This is a genomic window from Woronichinia naegeliana WA131 (assembly GCA_025370055.1).
GTDB classification, from domain to species: domain Bacteria; phylum Cyanobacteriota; class Cyanobacteriia; order Cyanobacteriales; family Microcystaceae; genus Woronichinia; species Woronichinia naegeliana.
This window is the reverse complement of the sequence record CP073041.1, coordinates 3,585,961-3,606,122: the sequence shown is the minus strand read 5'-3', so window position 1 is coordinate 3,606,122 and position 20,162 is coordinate 3,585,961. Positions and strand designations below refer to the sequence as shown.

Sequence of the window (20,162 nt, the reverse complement as noted above, 5' to 3'; positions counted from 1 at the left end):
GTATCGTCTAGCTAGAAGCTATAAACGTTGCAATACAAGAGGTTCAACAAATCAGGCGAATTTGGAGTAAGTCCTCCCAAGTTAACCCTTTTTGAATTATACCGAGAGCTACCGCAGGAACTTTTTTCGTCGTAAAATGGCTGCGAACAAAGTTATGAACCATCCAGAAAATATCTAGCACTCGCTGTAATCCCACAACAGATTTAGCATAAGTATTTGTTCGACGACGAAAGGCGGCTAAATAGCGTCGTAGAGAACTATTAAATGCCTCAACGTGGTTGGCATGAACATCCTTGTCTTCTGGTTTTTCTGTTGTCTCAGGATGTTCAGTTTTCGGAGTTTCTACTTTCTCTAGTTTACCCTCAGAATCTCGACGTTTACTACTCTTATTTTTTAATCTTACCACCATACCCTTCGGTAATACTTTGGTGGGACGACCTCGCTTCCCAGTCCTTAATACTTCGTGACAAATATTAAATAGCAGTTGACTATATCGCTTTTCTCCATCTGTAAATAACTGGAGAGATTCTGCACTCCTTTCAAATAATTCCGCTACCGTCATCATTGCTTCTAGAAATAATTTCTGCTCTTTTTTACCACATTTTAAATGCCAAATAAAGCGGCTAGCCCTGTCCATGAGCACGATTGTCCACCCCTCAGAGGCACTTGCTTCTTTATTTTTTCCAACTTTTGTGTATAGTTCATCCCCTTCTATTACTAATTTAACAAATTCATTCACTAAGGCGTATAAAAATAATGTCTCTTGTAATCCTGATAATTTCTTTTCCCAATTCAATATTGTTGTTTTTGCGTAGCCGAATACTCGGGCTGCTGCATTTAATCCTATTCCTTCCATTCTGGCTTTTAATACTTTTACAATTTCACTTAATGGGGTTTCTAAGCCAGCGATTACGCTACCATAAGTCTCAGCAAAACAAGAACCACATTCTTGACAGATGAACATTTTACGTTCCCCGTTACCTTTCGTTTGGTAATGAGAATGTATTTTTACTTTTTCACTATAGCAATGAGGGCAGTTTTTCTGAAATAAGGCTTCCTCTTTCTCTTGAGGTAAGCCAATATCACTTAGGAGGTCAATTGAGCTTTTATTCAATGTTGACATTGCTTTCCGTTTTCCCTTTCTTTAATATAATGACAATAATAATAGTATAACAAAAACGGGAATATGTCCAGTCGTAAGTTATTTTCTATTTTCTCAAACTCTTACACCATAACTTTTTCTAGCTTTGATCACACGATACCAGTACCTTGATACATCCTAAGCAGTTTAATATCATTGCTTTTACTATTGTACCTACACTGAGCTTTTCTTGAGGATGAGTTCCCACTTCCTCATCGATAATTTCTACTAAACCCATTTCATCTATAATTCCCGCTACGATTCCTAAGTGGTCGAGGTCTTTAATATTTAGGTTATTCATTTTTACTGTTGATTCTATCTAACTGGACAGTGGGAAGTTTATGGATGGCAGAGAAGGTAATGACTATGCGGCCAAAGTAAGTCTATCAGGACTTGGAAAAGGGTCAAGTTTAGCGGCAAGGAATTTAGGCAAAAGCAGACTAGTGGTCTGTCAATTTTCTATTTGTGGATAAAGACGCTTGAGACGGATACGAGCCTCAGCCGTCGTGAATTGCCAATCTACCGACTTTTGGGAATGATTGCGCTGAGTGTACCAAGCCGTTGTTTCTTGCTCTAAAGTTTCCCGATCTGGAATTCGACGAGCTAGGCATTGCCGAGTCATTGCGGACAGCTCGTTTTCAGCAATATTAAGCCAACTGCCATGTTTTGGGGTATGGTGAATTTCCAACCGTTCGACTAGACGACGAGCCGTGGAAGGCTCAAATGCTTCATATAGTGAGGCAAGTTTGTGAGTATTTAGCTGATCACATACTAAAATGACTTTGTCGTTATCAGCATAGTCGTTATCGAGTAAATTCTTAATTTCTGTTGCCCAGTCAACCGATGTTCTACGTTCACTGACAACTGTCTTTCGCCACCCAGACAAGGGTTCTGTAAACATAAAGATATTGGCTGTTCCATTGCGTTCATATTCGTAATCATGCGCCTCTGGCTGTCCAGGTTTGGCTGGTAGAGGAAGGCGGGTTTCTTTGACCAATTGTATAGGTTGCTCATCCATGCAAATCACTGGACAATTGGGGTCATAGGGTCGGTGATAAATTTCTAGAACATCTTCCATGTTAGACACAAATTCGGCACTCTTTTCTGGTGGAATCACGTACATCTGTCGCAGATGAGGTTTTAGTTCGTTTTTTTTAACACTTGACGCACGGTTTCGTGACTAATTGCTGGCACAATTTCTAACTCGACCGCCTTGTCGGCTAGTAACCTCAATGTCCAACGGGCTTGACCAGCAGGCGGTTCTCCACAACGTAAGGCGATTAGTTTTGCTTCTACCTCTCCATCAATAATCGGTTGACGAGGCGGCGTTTTGCGGGGCTTGCGGCTTAATGCTGACTCCACACCTTCATTGACCAATCGCTCCCTGAGATTGGCGACTGTGTTACGGTGACAACTAAAGGCGGCGGCAGCTTCCTCATCCGTCCATCCTTGTCCATTCACATCAATGTTTAACAGAATATTGGCGTGCTTAATTTTGTAAGCCGCTCCTTTGCCGATGGATACCAAATCTTTTAGGGTCTGACGTTCTTCTTGACTTAATCGGACAATATAGGTCTTGAGCATGGTTACTTAGGGCTTGCTGAAAAAAGCTGAAACCTTTACGGAGAAAAATAGTAGGCGAATTAAGAACCGCTAGAATGCACGAAAATAGGGTAGAATGCCTCAAAACCATTGCATTAAGAAGAGAGAAAGCAGATGTACCGAAAGCAACAGTACTCAATTGAAACACCAGAAAACTTGAAAAATCTGTTCGGCGGGCAGTTAGACGAAGAAAATCGTTGGATAGAAATGTCAAAAATGATTCCCTGGGAAGAATATGAGGAAGAATATGCAAAAAACTTCACAGAAAAAAAAGGAGCCCCAGCCAAATCATTTAGAATGGCATTAGGAGCATTAATTATCAAAGAAATTTCAGGAAAAAGTGACAGAGAAACAGTAGAACAAATAAAAGAGAACCCTTATTTACAGTACTTTATAGGAATGGAAAGCTATAGTAGCAAAGAAGCATTTAATGCGTCAATGATGGTTCATTTTCGTAAAAAAATAGGAATGGAATTAATAAATAAAATTAATAAAGAAATAGAAAAAAAGCGACGGGTGTAGCGTCAGGAAAAAAAGAAAATGAAGGAAAGTTACTGTTAGATGCGACTTGTACACCAGCAGATATAAAATATCCAACGGATATAGGAATATTGAATGATGCCAGAGAAAAAACAGAAAAAATAATAGATAAGCGATATGAAGAAATAAAAGAGAAAAGGAAAGAAAAGCCGAGGACTTATAGGGAAGTGGCAAGAAAAGAGTACTTAGCCATAGCAAAAAAACGTCGTGTGTCAAAAAAAGAAAGAAGAAAAGGAACAAAAAAACAACTAGGATATATAAAAAGAAACTTGTCTGATATAGAAAAAATGATAGAAGAGGGAGCAAAGTTAGAAAAACTAACGAAAAAAGAGCAAGAAGAGCTTGTAACGATAGGAAAAGTGTATGAGCAACAGTTAGAAATGTATGAAAAAAAGACAAATAAAGTAGAAAACAGAATTGTGAGTGTAAGCCAACCTCACGTGCGTCCAATAGTGCGTGGAAAAGCGGGAAAAGCAGTAGAGTTTGGAGCTAAAATATCGGCAAGTAATGTGAATGGCTTTGTCTTCTTAGACAAATTAAGTTGGGATAATTACAACGAATCGGGAGATTTACAAGCGCGAATAGAAGAATATAAAAGGGAAACAGGATGTTATCCGGAATCGGTTCATGTGGATAAAATCTATCGAACAAAAGCGAATCGAGCTTATTGTAAAGAAAGGGATATAAGAATGAGTAATCCCCGATTGGGAAGACCGCCGAAAGAGGTGAGCAAAGAAAAAAAGAAAGAGGCACGCTCAGATGAAAGAGTGCGTAATGCCATTGAGGGTAAATTCGGACAGGGAAAGAGGAAATTTAGTCTTGGTCGAGTGATGGCCAAACTACCTGAGACCTCGGAAACGGTAATTGCGATGAACTTTTTGGTAATGAATCTTTCTACTCTACTTCAGAAGACAAAAAGTAAAAAGTTGTAGAGTCGTTTTTCTTGTGAAAAATGGTGTTAATTTTCCTCTCTTTTGTGAGGAGTGATTTGTGTTGACCTTTTTAGACAGAAAGGAACAATAGATTAAACAAAATCTGTATTTTGATTTGTTTCCATAAGGATAAGTTATCTATGCTTTTTCAGTCCATACTTCCCTAACCCACATTTCTTTCGTTTTTTGACTTTTTCAGCAAGCCCTAGAGTAGTCTTCTCTTTTTTGCTGCCTTTTTTCCCTTCCTTTGCCGTTGCTTTGGACTTGATGCCATCGTCTAGCCGCAACACTAAGGGCAAGGCAAAGCAGGCTTTTCCTGCTCCCACCAAAACACTCAAGGCATTGAAGTAATGCCCCCTTATCCATTCTGGCTTCGCCACATTTCCGGATTCTTGGTGTAGTCGTTTTACCCCTGGCATCTTGCGCCCTTCTTTCCCCACTTTGATTCCATCCCCCACATACACTCGTTTTTCCTTGATTCGATATAGATTTTCATGCTGACTTACCCACTTCGACCATCCCAAGGTCAGTCCTTTGACGTTAAATGCCTTGGATTCAAACCAATGTAGTGCCTGATGGTAGTAGCTCTCTGTTAACCCTAAGGCATTGACATAGCTTGTTATTGCGCTCGGTTGGCTGTTGAGCACTACTCCCCAGGCTAATAGGATAAACCATTGGTACGTTGCTTCTCGGCTAAAGGCGGGACGGAGATTCTCTAGGATTTGCTCTAGTCGCTGACATAGTTGCATAATTGATAGATAGCACTGGCTATCTATTTTCTATATCAGCCAGTTTCGGACATAACGGCACTCTTGGGTATCGCATGTCCGATTTTCTTTTCTCACTTACCCTGCTCGAGAACTTCCCACTGTCCAGCTATCTAAGGCAAGACTCCATTTTAGAACTTTATTGACATTTTTTATCCTTGCCCGAAATCAATGCACAAGTACCGATACTAGCTCGCGTGAACTAGTGTTCCTCTTCGACAACCTGCGGAATGTGGGTTCTAACTTTGCTCCCTCTTCTATCATTTTTTCTATATGAGACAAGTTTCTTTTTATATATCCTAGTTGTTTTTTTGTTCCTTTTCTTCTTTCTTTTTTTGACACACGACGTTTTTTTGCTATGGCTAAGTACTCTTTTCTTGCCACTTCCCTATAAGTCCTCGGCTTTTCTTTTCTTTTCTTTTCTCTTTTATTTCTTCATATCGCTTATCTATTATTTTTTCTGTTTTTTCTCTGGCATCATTCAATATTCCTATATCCGTTGGATATTTTATATCTGCTGGTGTACAAGTCGCATCTAACAATAACTTTCCTTCATTTTCTTTTTTTTCTGACGCTACACCCGTCGCTTTTTTTTCTATTTCTTTATTAACTGGACAGTGCGAAGTTCTAGGAAAATCAACGAGTTTACTAGGGTTTCAGCCCCCAACGTCCTTCACCCCTCTTCCAGACTCACAATCGCTGAAAGGCTTTCAATGCAAGGCTTTTAGGCATTTTGTCAAAATGTCTGACAGAGAACTTCGCACTCTCCAGTTTATTAATTTTATTAATTAATTAATTCCATTCCTATTTTTTTACGAAAATGAACCATCATTGACGCATTAAATGCTTCTTTGCTACTATAGCTTTCCATTCCTATAAAGTACTGTAAATAAGGGTTCTCTTTTATTTGTTCTACTGTTTCTCTGTCACTTTTTCCTGAAATTTCTTTGATAATTAATGCTCCTAATGCCATTCTAAATGATTTGGCTGGGGCTCCTTTTTTTTCTGTGAAGTTTTTTGCATATTCTTCCTCATATTCTTCCCAGGGAATCATTTTTGACATTTCTATCCAACGATTTTGGCTCTTCCCCCAACTGTGTGGAAAGTGTATAATAGTAATACCACAGTAGGAGGTGGAGTATGTGGATAAACTTGGATGAGCTACTAGGTTTGCCAAAGGTAACAGTCGTAAACTATCGAGAAATAGATGGTGCTTTGTTCGGGTGCGACCTTTAGTTGATAAAAGCTGTTGTAATCAGGGTTCTACAGGGAACCCATATTGATCAAGTTTTGCCCAAAATTGACTCCATCGTTCCTTGGTCAATACCAAAGCTCGTAGGCTCAAAATAATTCCTGCTCCTTTTTCCTTCCATCGCATCCCTGAACAACATAATCGTTGTTTGACCAACGTCTTACAAGCTGCTTCCGTAACACCTGAACCAATCGGATACTTTTTCTCTATGTATTCAGCATAATCCATTTGATGCTGATGATTCTCGTAATAAGTAATCGCCGCTTGTAGTTTCTCGGTAAGATTCTTAGAATGACTTTTTTCTTCTTTGACTTCTTTCATCAGATTTAGCAGTTCTCCTGCTTTTCCTTTTTCATGCTTGAGTTCTCGACAATTTTCAGTCAACCATTCTTTTTGTTTTGACACGGTATTCGGATGCAACGCTTCTGCCAAGGCACCTAAGTAACCAGAGGCATGATAGAAATCTAATATCTGTTCTTCCGTTTGCTTTTCTAAAAACTTCCAATTTGATTCTGCCCCGTCTGCTATCCCGACCAATGTTGCCTCTGGATAACGGTTTTTCGCTCGCTCAATTTCTCTTTCTAATCTTTCTAGAAAACTCTTTTTTCCATACTCTGGTGCCGCACCTAGATAGATTGTAGGTTGACGTTCGCCTTCACTATCGTATAGGGAAACGGTTCCCACCATTGCTTCACGGTAGCCATCCTCACACATCAGCATACAGGTTCCATCTAATCCTATTCCCACTGTTGCAATTTGGCTATCCTCCTTGGGCGGGGCATAACTCCACGCTTCTTCTTTTGCCTGTACCACACTTCCTACTGCTTCACTCAATCTTTGGATATAGGATAGCGCTACTTTTCTACCATGATTTTCTAATAAATCATTTTTCACCTCTTTGCCTGCCATCCCTGACATTTTTGAGGATACCTGTTTTGCCAATAATGGCGTTGATGTTATGATTATCCTTGCTTCTCTTTCTAAGGGGCAATACGTTTTTCCTCAAAGGTGAACGCTGATATACATGACGATTCACTATAACCTCACCATAAGGTGTTTGATATTCTTTCGGTTGCTCTCCCTTACTCTTCCAGATTTCTTCACCGATTTTTAAGGGTGAACCATCTGTATCTAAATATTTCAAGGCTTCTTTGCTGGCGATGCAACCTACTTCGTTTAAGCCTTTTTGAATATTTATTTCTGTATCCAACATTGAACGACTGAGTTCTAATGTTAGTTCTATTTTTATCTTTGAACCCTCTACATTAATTAGTTTTGCTGTCATCATTGTTTCCTCTTTGTCACTTTTCATCCCATGTTAACACTTTTCTTTTCCTTCATCAACTAAAGGTCACACCCCTTTGTTCTTAAAATTAAAAATGAAAAACGAAGTAATGGAATGTCCAAATTGTCATAAAGAATTGGAAGATATAAATCAAATAGAATATAATTTGGTTCGGGATTTATCCCTATTGGGAAAGAAAGTATATCTGGAAGTGCCCCGCCGCCAGTTCCATTGTGAAAAATGTCAGAAATACATAACAGAAAGACTGGACTTTATGCGGCTAAGAAAACATTATACAATTCGTTATGAAGAAAAGATTTATGAGCAAGTAAAAAAGAAAAATGTAGAAGAGGTAAGGCAAGAAGAAGAAATAAGTTGGGGAACATTGGAATCAATATTTGAAGAGTATGCAAAGCAGGCAGAAAAGAAGGAATGGGAATTACCAGAAAAGATAAGTTTAGACGAATTTAGTAATAGAAAAGGAAAAAAAGACTTTATTACAACAGTGATAGATATAAATAAAAAGGAATTGTTAGAAGTAATAAAAGGACACAAAAAAGAAGAGATAATAGAAGCCCTAAAGGTGCAGCCAGCAAGGGTTAGAGAGAATGTAAAGGAAGTAAGTGTGGATATGTGGGAGTGATTTACGTCAGCAATAAAGGAGTTATTTGTAAATGCTAAAATCGTCTATGATAGATTTCATGTAATGAAAAATATAAATGAAGAATTGAATAAATTGAGAAAGAAAATGAATATCCATAAAAAGGGTTTAACATACCTATTATGGAAAAATAAAGAAGAGTTAAAAAAAGAAAAAAGAGAAGAGTTAGAAGAGATATTGAAAATGTATCCTTGTTTAGGAATAGCGTATGAAATGAAGGAAGAGATTAGAGATATTTATGAGCATTCAAGAACGACAAATGGTGCAAGGAGAAAATTTGAAAAATGGATGAGAACAGCGAGCCTATTCTATAAAAAAAGTGTGGGTATGCTGAAAACTCATTTGACAGGTATATGCAATTATTTTGAAAACCATACAACTAATGGATTAACGGAAGGGATGAATACAAAAATTAAATTAATAAAAAGGAAAAGTTATGGATTTGCTAATTTTGAGCATCTACGGCTTAAATTGTTAGCTTGCTTTAACTCTTAACATAACATTACACACAGACAAGGGGAGAGCCCGATTTTCTTCATCTAACTGCCCGCCGAACAGATTTTTCAAGTTTTCTGGTGTTTCAATTGAGTACTGTTGCTTTCGGTACATCTGCTTTCTCTCTTCTTAATGCAATGGTTTTGAGGCATTCTACCCTATTTTCGTGCATTCTAGCGGTTCTTAATTCGCCTACTATTTTTCTCCGTAAGGGTTTCAGCTTTTTTCAGCAAGCCCTACTTAGGTGCCTTGGCAGAAGCGTTGCATCCGAATACAGTGTCAAAACAAAAAGAATGGTTGACTGAAAATTGTCGAGAACTCAAGCATGAAAAAGGAAAAGCAGGAGAACTGCTAAATCTGATGAAAGAAGTCAAAGAAGAAAAAAGTCATTCTAAGAATCTTACCGAGAAACTACAAGCGGCGATTACCAGCAATTCTAAATTTGCGCTGTAGCAAGAGTTTCAGGTTTTAGTTCGCGTAATACGGGGTAAAATTCAACGGGATTAACAAGTTCATTTTACGAGTCTTCAGGCTTTTAGGCGCAATAGTACATACAGGATTGCCCCAAAAACCCCCTTTGAAATGTTCTTTAAATCCCTAAAAGGCTTGCTGTGTCTAAAACTGAGAATTGCTGGGCGATTACTTATTACGAGAATCATCAGCATCAAATGGATTATGCTGAATACATAGAGAAAAAGTATCCGATTGGTTCAGGTGTTACGGAAGCAGCTTGTAAGACGTTGGTCAAACAACGATTATGTTGTTCAGGGATGCGATGGAAGGAAAAAGGAGCAGGAATTATTTTGAGCCTACGAGCTTTGGTATTGACCAAGGAACGATGGAGTCAATTTTGGGCAAAACTTGATCAATATGGGTTCCCTGTAGAACCCTGATTACAACAGCTTTTATCAACTAAAGGTCGTACCCATTCAGACTAGCAAGTACACGCGCAAACGTATCGTGGGAGGGGATGCCATTCGGCAATTCCAAAATTTTTTTTAGCCATTGATGTTTAGCCTTGCCGAAACTTTCCATGGCTACCCAACCTTCTGCTCCACAAATGACGGCTAAGATGGCAATCGTTAGAATATCAATGAGTTTATGCCGTTTTGTTCGTTCGATGCGAGGGTCATCTATTTCGGCAAAGTGTTCTACCAGTCTATATTTGGGTCGGAGTTTCATCGCTTTTGTTTTCTATGCACTTTTCCTTATTTTCCCTTATCCATCCCTCTATAATGTTCTTGTATCTGTATCATTTTTAGATGCGTTCGCCCTGGTTCTACCTTGACTGACTACTAGTAATCTAGCCGCTTGAGATTTTATAATCAGTTTTTGGAGTGACCAAGCTTTATGCTTGTCGCCAAATTGAACTGCTTTGAACACTCTTTTCTGTAGTCGGAAGAGCGTCTTTTGGAATTTCTTCCAAGGTAGTTTCTTCCATAGTTCACTGGTGTTAATACCGTGTCTAACCATAATCTGCATCCAATTGTGTTTTCTATATACCTCTAGGCAATTACGCCTTGTCCTACCCGAATCTAAGGAATTGCACCTCTCGTCTGGTTTACTGAGGATTCGACCGCCCTCAGACCCTAGATTCGTTTTTATTCGTTCCATCCTTTTGATTGATTGTCCCTTTAGATGTAGCCACTTCAACTGCCAGAACCCCTTACTCTTACCGATATCATCAATAACTCGGCGGGATACTAATCTCTGGCGGAGTCAGACTCTAAGTACTATGTCTGCTTCAACACTAAGTTGCTTTTCTAGGCTCTGTTTCATCATGGGAACTCCCTGTTAACGCCAGTGCCATCTGCAATTGATATCTGATTGCGTCCTGCTCCCAGCTTCACTCTCACAAATTCCGAGTTGTGTCAGTGTGGGCAGATAAGGAGTTACCTTCGAGTTTAAGGAGAGGGGCTTTCACCCTCATCAAGGGGATAGTTAAGCTAGTCTTGGGAGACTTGGCAAAGAGCGGTTATTTACGGACTTTCACCGTGATTCACGCTAAACGAATCGCACATTGATCAAGTTTGTTTGCCGGTTGCTGACTCTCCAAGAGGCTAAGATTCGAGGAGGAAGTACGAAAAACGTCAGAAATCAGCGAAATCTCTCTTGACCCCATAAAAGCGAGATAACGTCTGTATTTTATGTTACCGTTTGAATTTGGAATTGCTGTCCTAGATTACTATTTTTGATGGATCATGGGAAATCTCTTTTGGGGGTGATCACCCTGTTTGAAAATGTATTTTTTCCTTATTTGTCCGCTGCTTTCTTTCCAGTAAGCTAAGATTTTGGTATAAGATTAAGCTTGTGGATCAAGACTCCCATCGTTGAATATTGTGAAATTTTTGACCCTAGGTCCAAACTGCCCAAATCAGCTTGTTCTCTTCCGACCAGAGCTATTCCTTCTCAATCAGCCTATTCTCCCTAAGCGACCTAAGCGACGAAGCGGTATAGAACAAAGTCCGTCGTCGTTTTTATAGATTGCCTGCCTTGAGAAAATTATTAAGCTTTATAGGAGACTCAAAATGTTACACCGCAAGATATACCAGTTTTGTACTGATGGACAGGAAGTTTGCATTTACTTGCGGGATCAGCAACGCTGGATTGAAAATGCTCGCATTATCGCCCTCGAAGGGGATCTCGTGACCATTCGCTATGAAACAGAGGAAGATGATGAAGTCAGTTCATGGGAAGAAATGGTTCGTCTAGAAAGTATTGGAGCCGTGAGTCGTAAATTGGCTTCCGTTTCTCGCTCGAATTCTGAGTTATTGATCTCTGACGATTGTCCTGAAGCTGAACAAATTTATGCTCGCTATCCCGACTCTAATCTAGAGGATGAGGATTTCGATTCAGAATAGCTAAACTTTAATCTCTATGAAGCTTGAATTCTAATCTCTAATTTTTTTCTCTAATCTTTTTCCAGTGGCCTTTCCCATTACCTGTAAAATAGGGAAGCAGTCGGTTATTTAATATCTGTGTATAGCACAAATGGGTGACACAATGGTTGTACAAAGGAAGTCAATGACCTTTGACCTTGCTTCCTATCTTCAAGAAAAGCAGGGGCTAGTTGAGCAGGCTCTGAATCAATCTCTCCCCATTAGAAGACCTGCCAAGATTTATGAAGCGATGCATTATTCTCTGCTGGCGGGGGGAAAAAGATTAAGACCGATCCTTTGTTTAACCACTGGTGAGCTTCATGGTGGCAGTTTGGAAATGTGCCTACCCACAGCCTGTGCCTTGGAAATGATTCACACTATGTCATTAATTCATGATGATTTACCAGCTATGGATAATGACGATTATCGTCGAGGAAAGTTGACGAATCACAAGGTTTTTGGGGAAGATATCGCAATTTTGGCAGGAGATGGTCTGTTAGCCTACGCCTTTGAATTTGTGGTTACTCAAACCCGTAATGTTGCGCCCCATAATTTGCTGGAGGTGATCGCTCGTTTGGGAAGAACGGTTGGAGCAGAGGGATTAGTGGGAGGTCAAGTCTTGGATCTGGAGTCGGAGGGGAAAACCGATGTCACTGCCGATACCTTGACTTTTATTCATACCCACAAAACGGGGGCTTTACTGGAAACGTCGGTGGTTTCGGGGGCCATTTTGGCAGGAGCGACGGAGACGGAAGTCGAGAAATTGTCAACTTTTGCCCAAAATATTGGCCTGGCTTTTCAAATTGTGGATGATATTCTCGATATTACGGCAACCCAAGAAGAACTGGGCAAGACGGCGGGGAAGGATTTATTGGCCCAAAAGGCAACTTATCCTAGTCTTTGGGGAATTGAGGAATCTCAAAAACAAGCTCAACAGTTGGTGGACGAGGCGATCGCGGCGTTGGATTGCTATGGAGAGGCCGCTACACCGTTAAAATCGTTAGCCCAATATATTGTTAGCCGTAAGCACTAAGGGCTTAAACTGGTGTCAAACTGTCCGAGTGCTTATTTATTGTTTAAATGTCTTGATTTATGCAGGATTTCCCTAGTATTCTTGAGAATCACGTTTTGTTGGTGTCTTTGGCCGCTTGTTTGATTGCCCAAGGATTAAAGGCGATCGTGGAACTGGTTCGCAATGGTAAAATTAATATCCGTTCCCTGGTTTCGACGGGGGGGATGCCCAGTGCTCATTCGGCGTTGGTAGGAGCTTTGGCAACAGGTGTCGGTTTACAAAAGGGTTGGGGTAGTAATGAATTTGCGATCGCTTGTCTGTTTGCCATTATTGTGATGTATGACGCGGCAGGGGTTCGTCAGGCAGCCGGAAAACAGGCCCGTATTTTGAATCAAATGATTGATGAACTCTTTCAAGATGATGGTAATAGTTTTAATGAAGTCCGTCTCAAGGAACTCCTCGGTCATACTCCCGTTCAAGTCCTGGTTGGTTTGGCCTTGGGAATTGCGATCGCCTTTCTTTTTTTAGGGGTAATTTAATAAAAAATCATTTGGCAAACATGAGTAGAATTCGGCATCTTTGCGATAAAACTTAGAGCGTGTCATCAATCAGGGCAAACGCACAGGGCGAACGCATCTTACGTGAGCAAAACCTTAAGGAGATAGTCCTCGTCCCAACCAGCGCGTAGCCGTTTATTCTTGATACCGAGTTTAAGAGTCTTTTCTTTTGTGAGTAAGTTAAGCCCTATATTTCGTACTAATTTTGAAAAAATAAAAATAAAGTGAGAAATGGTAACGGAATAGTTAAAATCAAATAAGCGAATAAACCTCAAGAGAAAATGACTAAGTTAAGCGTTAAAACCCACATTCCGCAGGTAAGTCAAGAGACAAAGTAGTACTTGTGACATGAAGAGCCAAGAAAGGAAAGAATATGTTTGTGTTTGGAGCCCACATTCCGCAGGTAAGTCAAGAGACAAAGTAGTACTTTTGACATGAAGAGCCAAGAAAGGAAAGAATATGTTTGTGTTTGGAGGTCAAATTAACGATAGTTTGAATGCCGTCAATCTCTAACCAACGGATAAACAGAAAAGACTGAAAGACCCAAAGCAGAGTGGGAATGGCGGTCGGTTTACCCTTTTGATTAGGAATAGTCTGATGGGCAAGAGCCAAAGCCTGTCGTAGGCGACGTTGTGCCAAAGTATAAACCAATAAAGAGACAACCATAATCATCATCAAAGCCATAATGCGTTGAGGATTCTTGAGAAAAAGAGCAGAGGCAAAAAAGAAAGGGTCTTTGAGAAAGCGAAAGCCGCGCTCGGTGTTTTGTTGAGCCTTATATTCAGCCAACATCTGGTCGGGACTCAAAACCTGAGAATCAAGAACATTAGTAGCTAAAATAAAACGTCCAGCCCGTTTAGATGCGGCTTCCAAGCAAGAGGAATCAAGGCTTAATTGCCCAGTTAAGCGGTAATGAAAACCGAGAGGGGTAGCCCCTTGTTTCGGTCTTCCTCCCTTGGCATAGTAAGGAATAGTCTGAACCTCAACTTGACTGAGTTGATGATAAGTCAAGGTTTTTGGCCAGAGTTGAGCCTCAGTAAGAGCATCGGCCTCACAAGCAAAATTCTGTCCACAAAGTTTCTGCCATTCTTTTTTGACAACTTTATCGGCTTTCTCAATTTTTTGACTTATAGCTTTATTATCGGACTGGAGACGTTGAGCACTTTCGACCACAAGCCATCGTTGCTGTTCACCCCCATATTCCGAAGCCCTCACTTGCCAACGATAACCGTCCTGTTCACCCTGCTGCCATTGGTCTTCTGATATATTTGCCAAAGTCTCAGTGGCTTCTTTCAGAGGGACACGACTTAACCATTGAATTGACCTCGCCATGCCCACATTTTCCGCCGTATAAAAAGCTCCATCCATCACCGATAAACCTTCCATATTCAACCTTTCTTGACAGTCTTTGATTATCTGGGGAAACACCTTTTTATCCGATTCATTGCCATCTCCTAATTGCATAAAGAGAGGGACACCACCATCTCCACTACATATCATATTTAACATAAACTGTTTTAGGTCTGGTCGTTTATCTCTGGAATAACCAAATTTTATTTTTATGGCTTTTGTCTGCTCGTCTTCCTCATCTTCTATCCTTTCCTTATACTTCCCTTGTACAGACATTGAGGTTGAGTCTAAATGCTTTGACTTTTGTTCTATTCCAAAGATTGCTGCCGCTTTTAGGACTATTTTCGTGAACCGGTTTTTTACCCCCACTCCAAATACCTTATCCAATGACCTCCTAGCTTGTCATCATTTAAATCTTCTGCTTTTATTCCTTCTCCTAATAGGTATTCTAATGCTTTTCCTTTAAAAAACTCACTCAACAAATATAACGGAGCATTGATACATCCTAAGCAGTTTAATATCATTGCTTTTACTATTGTACCTACACTGAGCTTTTCTTGAGGATGAGTTCCCACTTCCTCATCGATAATTTCTACTAAACCCATTTCATCTATAATTCCCGCTACGATTCCTAAGTAGGGCTTGCTGAAAAAGTCAAAAAACGAAAGAAATGTGGGTTAGGGAAGTATGGACTGAAAAAGCATAGATAACTTATCCTTATGGAAACAAATCAAAATACAGATTTTGTTTAATCTATTGTTCCTTTCTGTCTAAAAAGGTCAACACAAATCACTCCTCACAAAAGAGAGGAAAATTAACACCATTTTTCACAAGAAAAACGACTCTACAACTTTTTACTTTTTGTCTTCTGAAGTAGAGTAGAAAGATTCATTACCAAAAAGTTCATCGCAATTACCGTTTCCGAGGTCTCAGGTAGTTTGGCCATCACTCGACCAAGACTAAATTTCCTCTTTCCCTGTCCGAATTTACCCTCAATGGCATTACGCACTCTTTCATCTGAGCGTGCCTCTTTCTTTTTTTCTTTGCTCACCTCTTTCGGCGGTCTTCCCAATCGGGGACCACTCATTCTTATATCCCTTTCTTTACAATAAGCTCGATTCGCTTTTGTTCGATAGATTTTATCCACATGAACCGATTCCGGATAACATCCTGTTTCCCTTTTATATTCTTCTATTCGCGCTTGTAAATCTCCCGATTCGTTGTAATTATCCCAACTTAATTTGTCTAAGAAGACAAAGCCATTCACATTACTTGCCGATATTTTAGCTCCAAACTCTACTGCTTTTCCCGCTTTTCCACGCACTATTGGACGCACGTGAGGTTGGCTTACACTCACAATTCTGTTTTCTACTTTATTTGTCTTTTTTTCATACATTTCTAACTGTTGCTCATACACTTTTCCTATCGTTACAAGCTCTTCTTGCTCTTTTTTCGTTAGTTTTTCTAACTTTGCTCCCTCTTCTATCATTTTTTCTATATCAGACAAGTTTCTTTTTATATATCCTAGTTGTTTTTTTGTTCCTTTTCTTCTTTCTTTTTTTGACACACGACGTTTTTTTGCTATGGCTAAGTACTCTTTTCTTGCCACTTCCCTATAAGTCCTCGGCTTTTCTTTCCTTTTCTCTTTTATTTCTTCATACAGCTTATCTATTATTTTTTCTGTTTTTTCTCTGGCATCATTCAATATTCCTATATCCGTTGGATATTTTATATCTGCTGGTGTACAAGTCGCATCTAACAATAACTTTCCTTCATTTTCTTTTTTTTCTGACGCTACACCCGTCGCTTTTTTTTCTATTTCTTTATTAATTTTATTTATTAATTCCATTCCTATTTTTTTACGAAAATGAACCATCATTGACGCATTAAATGCTTCTTTGCTACTATAGCTTTCCATTCCTATAAAGTACTGTAAATAAGGGTTCTCTTTTATTTGTTCTACTGTTTCTCTGTCACTTTTTCCTGAAATTTCTTTGATAATTAATGCTCCTAATGCCATTCTAAATGATTTGGCTGGGGCTCCTTTTTTTTCTGTGAAGTTTTTTGCATATTCTTCCTCATATTCTTCCCAAAGAATCATTTTTGACATTTCTATCCAACGATTTTCTTCGTCTAACTGCCCGCCGAACAGATTTTTCAAGTTTTCTGGTGTTTCAATTGAGTACTGTTGCTTTCGGTACATCTGCTTTCTCTCTTCTTAATGCAATGGTTTTGAGGCATTCTACCCTATTTTCGTGCATTCTAGCGGTTCTTAATTCGCCTACTATTTTTCTCCGTAAAGGTTTCAGCTTTTTTCAGCAAGCCCTAGGTAGGCACAATTGATTTTTTAGAGAATTGAGTCACAGCAAGGCTTTCAGGGTAATCAATTTTACATTTAATTGCAACTACCTACTTACTTGGATTCGGGGCATTAAGCAGAGGAGAAGGTGAGGGTGTGGGCTTTGGCATAGCTCGGACTTCCTGAGCCGACAGCCCATCTCCCTGAAAACCGAAATACCACAATGTGGCCGCTGCTTCTGCCCTGGTCACAGGCTTTTTGGGTTGAAAGAGCGTTGTATAGCCGAAAACCCGCCGAATATTAGACTGATCTCCATTTTGAAAATCGTCATAGATGCTTCGCCAAACCTTGGGATCGATTTTGGCCACATCCTGAAAACCCCAGGTTTCCTTCAAATTATCAATCGAAGCATTGGGAAGGGCTTTACGGGTATCGAGAGGAACCTTCCAGGCAATCAAATCTTCTCGCGTTAGGTTGACATTGGGACGGAACAGACTGGCACTGGGATCATTACTAAGAGGAGAAGGAATTAATCCGGCTTCAGCCAAACCTTGAATTGCTGGAAAATCAGGATCTTTGCTAGACACATCCGCAAAAGCGGGCGCAGAATTTTCGCTTCCTAAACGAATTTGTTTGGCCGGGACATTGGCATAAAAGCGGTTATTGGCAGCTATCAACCAACGAGCATATTCCCGTCGTGTAATCGGACTGTTGGGCTGGAAATTTTGATCATTTCGAGAGGAAAGAATCCCTAATTGGGCCAGATCTTCGATGTAGCCTCGAAAGGGTTGGGAAACCGTGGCCAGATCGCTGAATTGTAGAGGACTGCCGGGGGAGGGACTGGGGGATGGGGGGAGGAGGGGAGAGGGGGAGAGAGAGGCGGGGGAGGAGGGGGAGAGGAGAGGAGAGGGAGGAAGAGGGGAGAGGGAGGGGGAAACTTCTAGAGCGGGGTTGACGGCAAAGCGGTTGGCGAGGGGACTACCACTACAGCCAGTGAGCAAACTTAAACAGAGAAGAATCAGGGGAGAGGGTTTAATCATTTCAGGGGGTGCGAACTAGCCATCTTTTGAGGCCTTGGACAAGTTTATTGATTTTTTTAAAAATAAAGGGGTAAATGCCTCGATAAAGTTTATCAAATTTGTAATTAAAAAGAATATCGATCGCATCGTCAAAACTCAGATATTTTAGATAGGCAACACCGAGATCAATTTTGGCATCATCATATTGCAAATAAACTTTACGGTTAATCGCCTCTGAGACATTCCATTTTTGAGCAAAATAATCTTTCATGGCCTTTTCATAGCCAGAGAAGCTTGCTTTTTTGCCCTGAAGATAGGCTTCAATATAGGGAACAGCGATCGCGGCTCCTTGCATCCCATGACGAATTCCTTCGCCGCCGAGAAAATTAACCGTAGAAACAGCATCACCAATGGCAATGAGATTATCGCGATAATAGGTATCCTCTAGATGAGAAGAATACTCCAAAATAGAGCCATGAATTTCCACTAATTGATAATGGTCTAGTTGCAAATAATCGGTAATCAAAGCCTTGGTATAGTCCCGTAGAGGCTTTAATGTTTTTAAATATTGATGTTCCGCATCAATCCAAGCCGATCCCACTTTTAACTGATAGTTATCCATTGGAAAAATCCAGGAATAACCCCTCGGACTCCAACGATAACCTAAAAAGAAAAGTAAGGATTCGGCATATTGAGTATGGGTTTGTTCGTCCACTGTAATTAAATACTCAATGCCTGTGGCTTTGTAAAAAGAAGGGCGATCGCTTTTTTGAGGATACATGACTGCGCGAGCGTAACCAGTGGCATCCACAACAACCTGGGCGGCGATCGTGCTCACCTTTCCCCCTGATCGCTTTAGCTGAACTAAAGTTTTCTCGCCCTCCTGAACCGTATTGAGATAACGATGACCTAACCAAACCGTTCCCCCTTGTTGTGTAACTTTTTCGGCCAGATAGGAGCGCAATTTCGCAAAATCAAAGACCGCACCCAAGGGCTTGTCCGATGACCATTCCTGAGCTTCATGGGTGCTAATCACCGCTAATTTTCGCCAATACTGAGCGACCACGGCTGAGGGCAAATTAAATTGGGTGAGGGTTTCAAGAGGTGTGGCAGCACTGGAAAAATTGTTTTTGGTAAAGTCTGGGTGCTGTTCTACAAGCAGCACTTTATAACCCTTTTGGGCCAATAAATAAGCTCCATAGCCACCGGCTGGCCCACCGCCCACCACTACCACATCAAATTGTTGCATTGTTGCTCAAAAGTTCTAACCGCGAATGGTTCCTAACTGGTCTGGGGGAACAGCCCCTTTTTCCGTAATGATGGCTGTAATGAGTTCGGCCGGGGTGACATCAAAGGCCGGATTATAAAAGTCAACGCCCTCTGGACAAAGACGAGTCTCTCCCACTTGATAGATTTCCTGGGGGTCACGTTCCTCAATGGGAATTAGCGTTCCATCTCGCAAGGAAAAATCAATGGTGGAAAGGGGAGCGGCCACAAAAAAGGGAATATGGTGCATTTTAGAGATGACGGCTAATCCATAAGTCCCAATCTTATTGGCAGCATCACCATTGGCGGCAATGCGATCGGCCCCGACTACCACCGCATCAATCCGTTTTTGCTGCATACAATGGGCTGCCATATTATCACTAATCAAGGTAACAGGAATTCCCTCCTGTACGCATTCCCAGGCGGTTAATTTCGCGCCCTGTAATCGGGGTCGGGTTTCATCGGCATAAACTCGCTCTAGTCGTCCGGCGGACCAGGCACTACGAATCACACCAAGAGCCGTTCCATAACCAGCAGTGGCTAAGGCTCCAGCGTTACAGTGGGTTAACAAGGTTAATTTTTCTGGGGTTTGGGGTAATACCTGTAAACCATTGTCTCCGATCGCCTGACAGGTTTGTAGATCTTGAGCTTGAATGGTTTGGGCTGTCACCAATAATTGTTGTTTAACGGCATTGACATCTTCGCCACTCTGGTAGGCCACCTTTAGCATCTCTTCAATGGCCCAAAAGAGATTAACCGCAGTGGGTCGGGTTTGACGCAATTGTTCAGCGACGTATTCCAAACGGGCTAAAAATTCCCCTAATTCTGGGGTATCAATCTCCCTAGCTCCTAGATACATACCATAGGCCGCTGCCACCCCGATCGCCGGTGCGCCCCGCACAATCATGGTTGTAATCGCCTTGGCCATGGCCTGATAGTCAGCGATCGCAACTTGACGATATTGGTTAGGCAATAGGGTTTGATCAATGAGCAGAACTTGATTGTCCTGCCAAATGACGGGATAAATGGGATTAGTCATAAATACACAGTCAGTATAAAGGCAAGGGACTAAAAATGGGTTTCAGACTTGTTCCAGCGTAATGCA

At 40.7% G+C, this 20,162-nt stretch carries 14 protein-coding genes and 9 pseudogenes; 7 read left to right on the top strand and 16 right to left on the bottom strand.

Going from position 1 to position 20,162, the window contains the following annotated elements; translation table 11 throughout:
• Nucleotides 1-43: 43 nt before the first annotated feature.
• The 3 genes from KA717_18215 to KA717_18205 form a co-directional block, all read right to left on the bottom strand.
• Nucleotides 44-1,123 carry an IS1 family transposase gene (locus KA717_18215; protein UXE64246.1) on the bottom strand — a complete coding sequence of 360 codons (1,080 nt, stop codon included), beginning with the start codon at nt 1,121-1,123 and terminating at the stop codon, nt 44-46.
• Nucleotides 1,124-1,241: 118 nt separating this feature from the next.
• Nucleotides 1,242-1,442: a DUF4277 domain-containing protein gene (locus KA717_18210; protein UXE64245.1), complete on the bottom strand. Its 201-nt coding sequence runs from the start codon at nt 1,440-1,442 to the stop codon at nt 1,242-1,244.
• A gap of 150 nt (nt 1,443-1,592) precedes the next feature.
• Nucleotides 1,593-2,725, bottom strand: a protein-coding gene (locus KA717_18205; protein ID UXE64244.1) for an IS630 family transposase whose coding sequence is annotated in 2 segments (ribosomal slippage) — nt 1,593-2,305 and nt 2,305-2,725 — 1,134 coding nt in all. Because the reading frame shifts where the segments join, the coding sequence is not laid out codon by codon here.
• Between the two features lie 132 nt (nt 2,726-2,857).
• On the opposite strand from KA717_18205, the pseudogene KA717_18200 reads away from it, so the two are divergent.
• Nucleotides 2,858-4,194: pseudogene (locus tag KA717_18200) on the top strand (IS5 family transposase).
• A 155-nt stretch (nt 4,195-4,349) separates the two neighbouring features.
• Here the strand turns inward: KA717_18200 and KA717_18195 are convergent.
• The 4 genes and pseudogenes from KA717_18195 to KA717_18180 all read right to left on the bottom strand — a co-directional run bounded on the left by KA717_18195 (nt 4,350) and on the right by KA717_18180 (nt 7,519).
• Nucleotides 4,350-4,964 (bottom strand): hypothetical protein, encoded by a 615-nt coding sequence (locus KA717_18195; protein ID UXE64243.1) that lies wholly within the window; start codon nt 4,962-4,964, stop codon nt 4,350-4,352.
• A gap of 255 nt (nt 4,965-5,219) precedes the next feature.
• Nucleotides 5,220-5,548 (bottom strand): annotated as a pseudogene (locus KA717_18190) (IS5/IS1182 family transposase).
• Nucleotides 5,549-5,753: 205 nt separating this feature from the next.
• A pseudogene (locus KA717_18185) lies at nt 5,754-6,060 on the bottom strand (transposase).
• A 177-nt stretch (nt 6,061-6,237) separates the two neighbouring features.
• Nucleotides 6,238-7,519 (bottom strand): annotated as a pseudogene (locus KA717_18180) (ISKra4 family transposase).
• A 76-nt stretch (nt 7,520-7,595) separates the two neighbouring features.
• On the opposite strand from KA717_18180, the pseudogene KA717_18175 reads away from it, so the two are divergent.
• From KA717_18175 to KA717_18165, 3 genes and pseudogenes are all read left to right on the top strand, one after another.
• Nucleotides 7,596-8,675, top strand: a pseudogene (locus KA717_18175) (ISL3 family transposase).
• 249 nt (nt 8,676-8,924) lie between these two features.
• Nucleotides 8,925-9,128, top strand: coding sequence for a hypothetical protein (locus KA717_18170; GenBank protein UXE64242.1), 204 nt, complete (start codon nt 8,925-8,927; stop codon nt 9,126-9,128).
• Nucleotides 9,129-9,313: 185 nt separating this feature from the next.
• Nucleotides 9,314-9,568 (top strand): annotated as a pseudogene (locus KA717_18165) (ISKra4 family transposase).
• A gap of 34 nt (nt 9,569-9,602) precedes the next feature.
• Here the strand turns inward: KA717_18165 and KA717_18160 are convergent.
• Both KA717_18160 and KA717_18155 read right to left on the bottom strand, forming a co-directional pair.
• Nucleotides 9,603-9,857 (bottom strand): annotated as a pseudogene (locus KA717_18160) (transposase family protein).
• Between the two features lie 48 nt (nt 9,858-9,905).
• Nucleotides 9,906-10,148, bottom strand: coding sequence for a reverse transcriptase N-terminal domain-containing protein (locus KA717_18155; protein ID UXE64705.1), 243 nt, complete (start codon nt 10,146-10,148; stop codon nt 9,906-9,908).
• A gap of 1,055 nt (nt 10,149-11,203) precedes the next feature.
• On the opposite strand from KA717_18155, the gene KA717_18150 reads away from it, so the two are divergent.
• The 3 genes from KA717_18150 (at nt 11,204) to KA717_18140 (ending at nt 13,105) form a co-directional block, all read left to right on the top strand.
• On the top strand, nt 11,204-11,536 hold the full coding sequence (locus KA717_18150) for a hypothetical protein (protein ID UXE64241.1): 333 nt from the start codon (nt 11,204-11,206) through the stop codon (nt 11,534-11,536).
• A 142-nt stretch (nt 11,537-11,678) separates the two neighbouring features.
• Entirely contained in the window at nt 11,679-12,587 is a 909-nt protein-coding gene (locus KA717_18145) for a polyprenyl synthetase family protein (GenBank protein UXE64240.1), read from the top strand.
• Nucleotides 12,588-12,646: 59 nt separating this feature from the next.
• The gene (locus KA717_18140) at nt 12,647-13,105 is read left to right on the top strand and encodes a divergent PAP2 family protein (protein ID UXE64239.1); all 459 of its coding nucleotides are present in this window, start codon (nt 12,647-12,649) and stop codon (nt 13,103-13,105) included.
• A gap of 98 nt (nt 13,106-13,203) precedes the next feature.
• Here the strand turns inward: KA717_18140 and KA717_18135 are convergent.
• The 7 genes and pseudogenes from KA717_18135 to mtnA all read right to left on the bottom strand — a co-directional run bounded on the left by KA717_18135 (nt 13,204) and on the right by mtnA (nt 20,096).
• Nucleotides 13,204-13,326, bottom strand: a pseudogene (locus tag KA717_18135) (ISAs1 family transposase).
• A gap of 205 nt (nt 13,327-13,531) precedes the next feature.
• A complete protein-coding gene (locus KA717_18130) occupies nt 13,532-14,842 on the bottom strand; it encodes an IS1634 family transposase (GenBank protein UXE64238.1) in 1,311 nt (436 codons plus the stop codon).
• Nucleotides 14,833-15,078, bottom strand: a complete 246-nt coding sequence (locus KA717_18125) for a DUF4277 domain-containing protein (protein UXE64237.1) — start codon at nt 15,076-15,078, stop codon at nt 14,833-14,835. The genes KA717_18130 and KA717_18125 overlap by 10 nt, the downstream gene beginning before the upstream one ends.
• 260 nt (nt 15,079-15,338) lie before the next feature.
• Nucleotides 15,339-16,676 (bottom strand): annotated as a pseudogene (locus tag KA717_18120) (IS5 family transposase).
• A gap of 206 nt (nt 16,677-16,882) precedes the next feature.
• Nucleotides 16,883-17,812, bottom strand: a complete 930-nt coding sequence (locus tag KA717_18115; GenBank protein ID UXE64236.1) for an S-layer homology domain-containing protein — start codon at nt 17,810-17,812, stop codon at nt 16,883-16,885.
• Between the two features lies 1 nt (nt 17,813).
• Nucleotides 17,814-19,040, bottom strand: coding sequence for an NAD(P)/FAD-dependent oxidoreductase (locus KA717_18110; GenBank protein ID UXE64235.1), 1,227 nt, complete (start codon nt 19,038-19,040; stop codon nt 17,814-17,816).
• A 15-nt stretch (nt 19,041-19,055) separates the two neighbouring features.
• Nucleotides 19,056-20,096: an S-methyl-5-thioribose-1-phosphate isomerase gene (mtnA, locus tag KA717_18105; GenBank protein ID UXE64234.1), complete on the bottom strand. Its 1,041-nt coding sequence runs from the start codon at nt 20,094-20,096 to the stop codon at nt 19,056-19,058.
• Between the last annotated feature and the right edge of the window lie 66 nt (nt 20,097-20,162).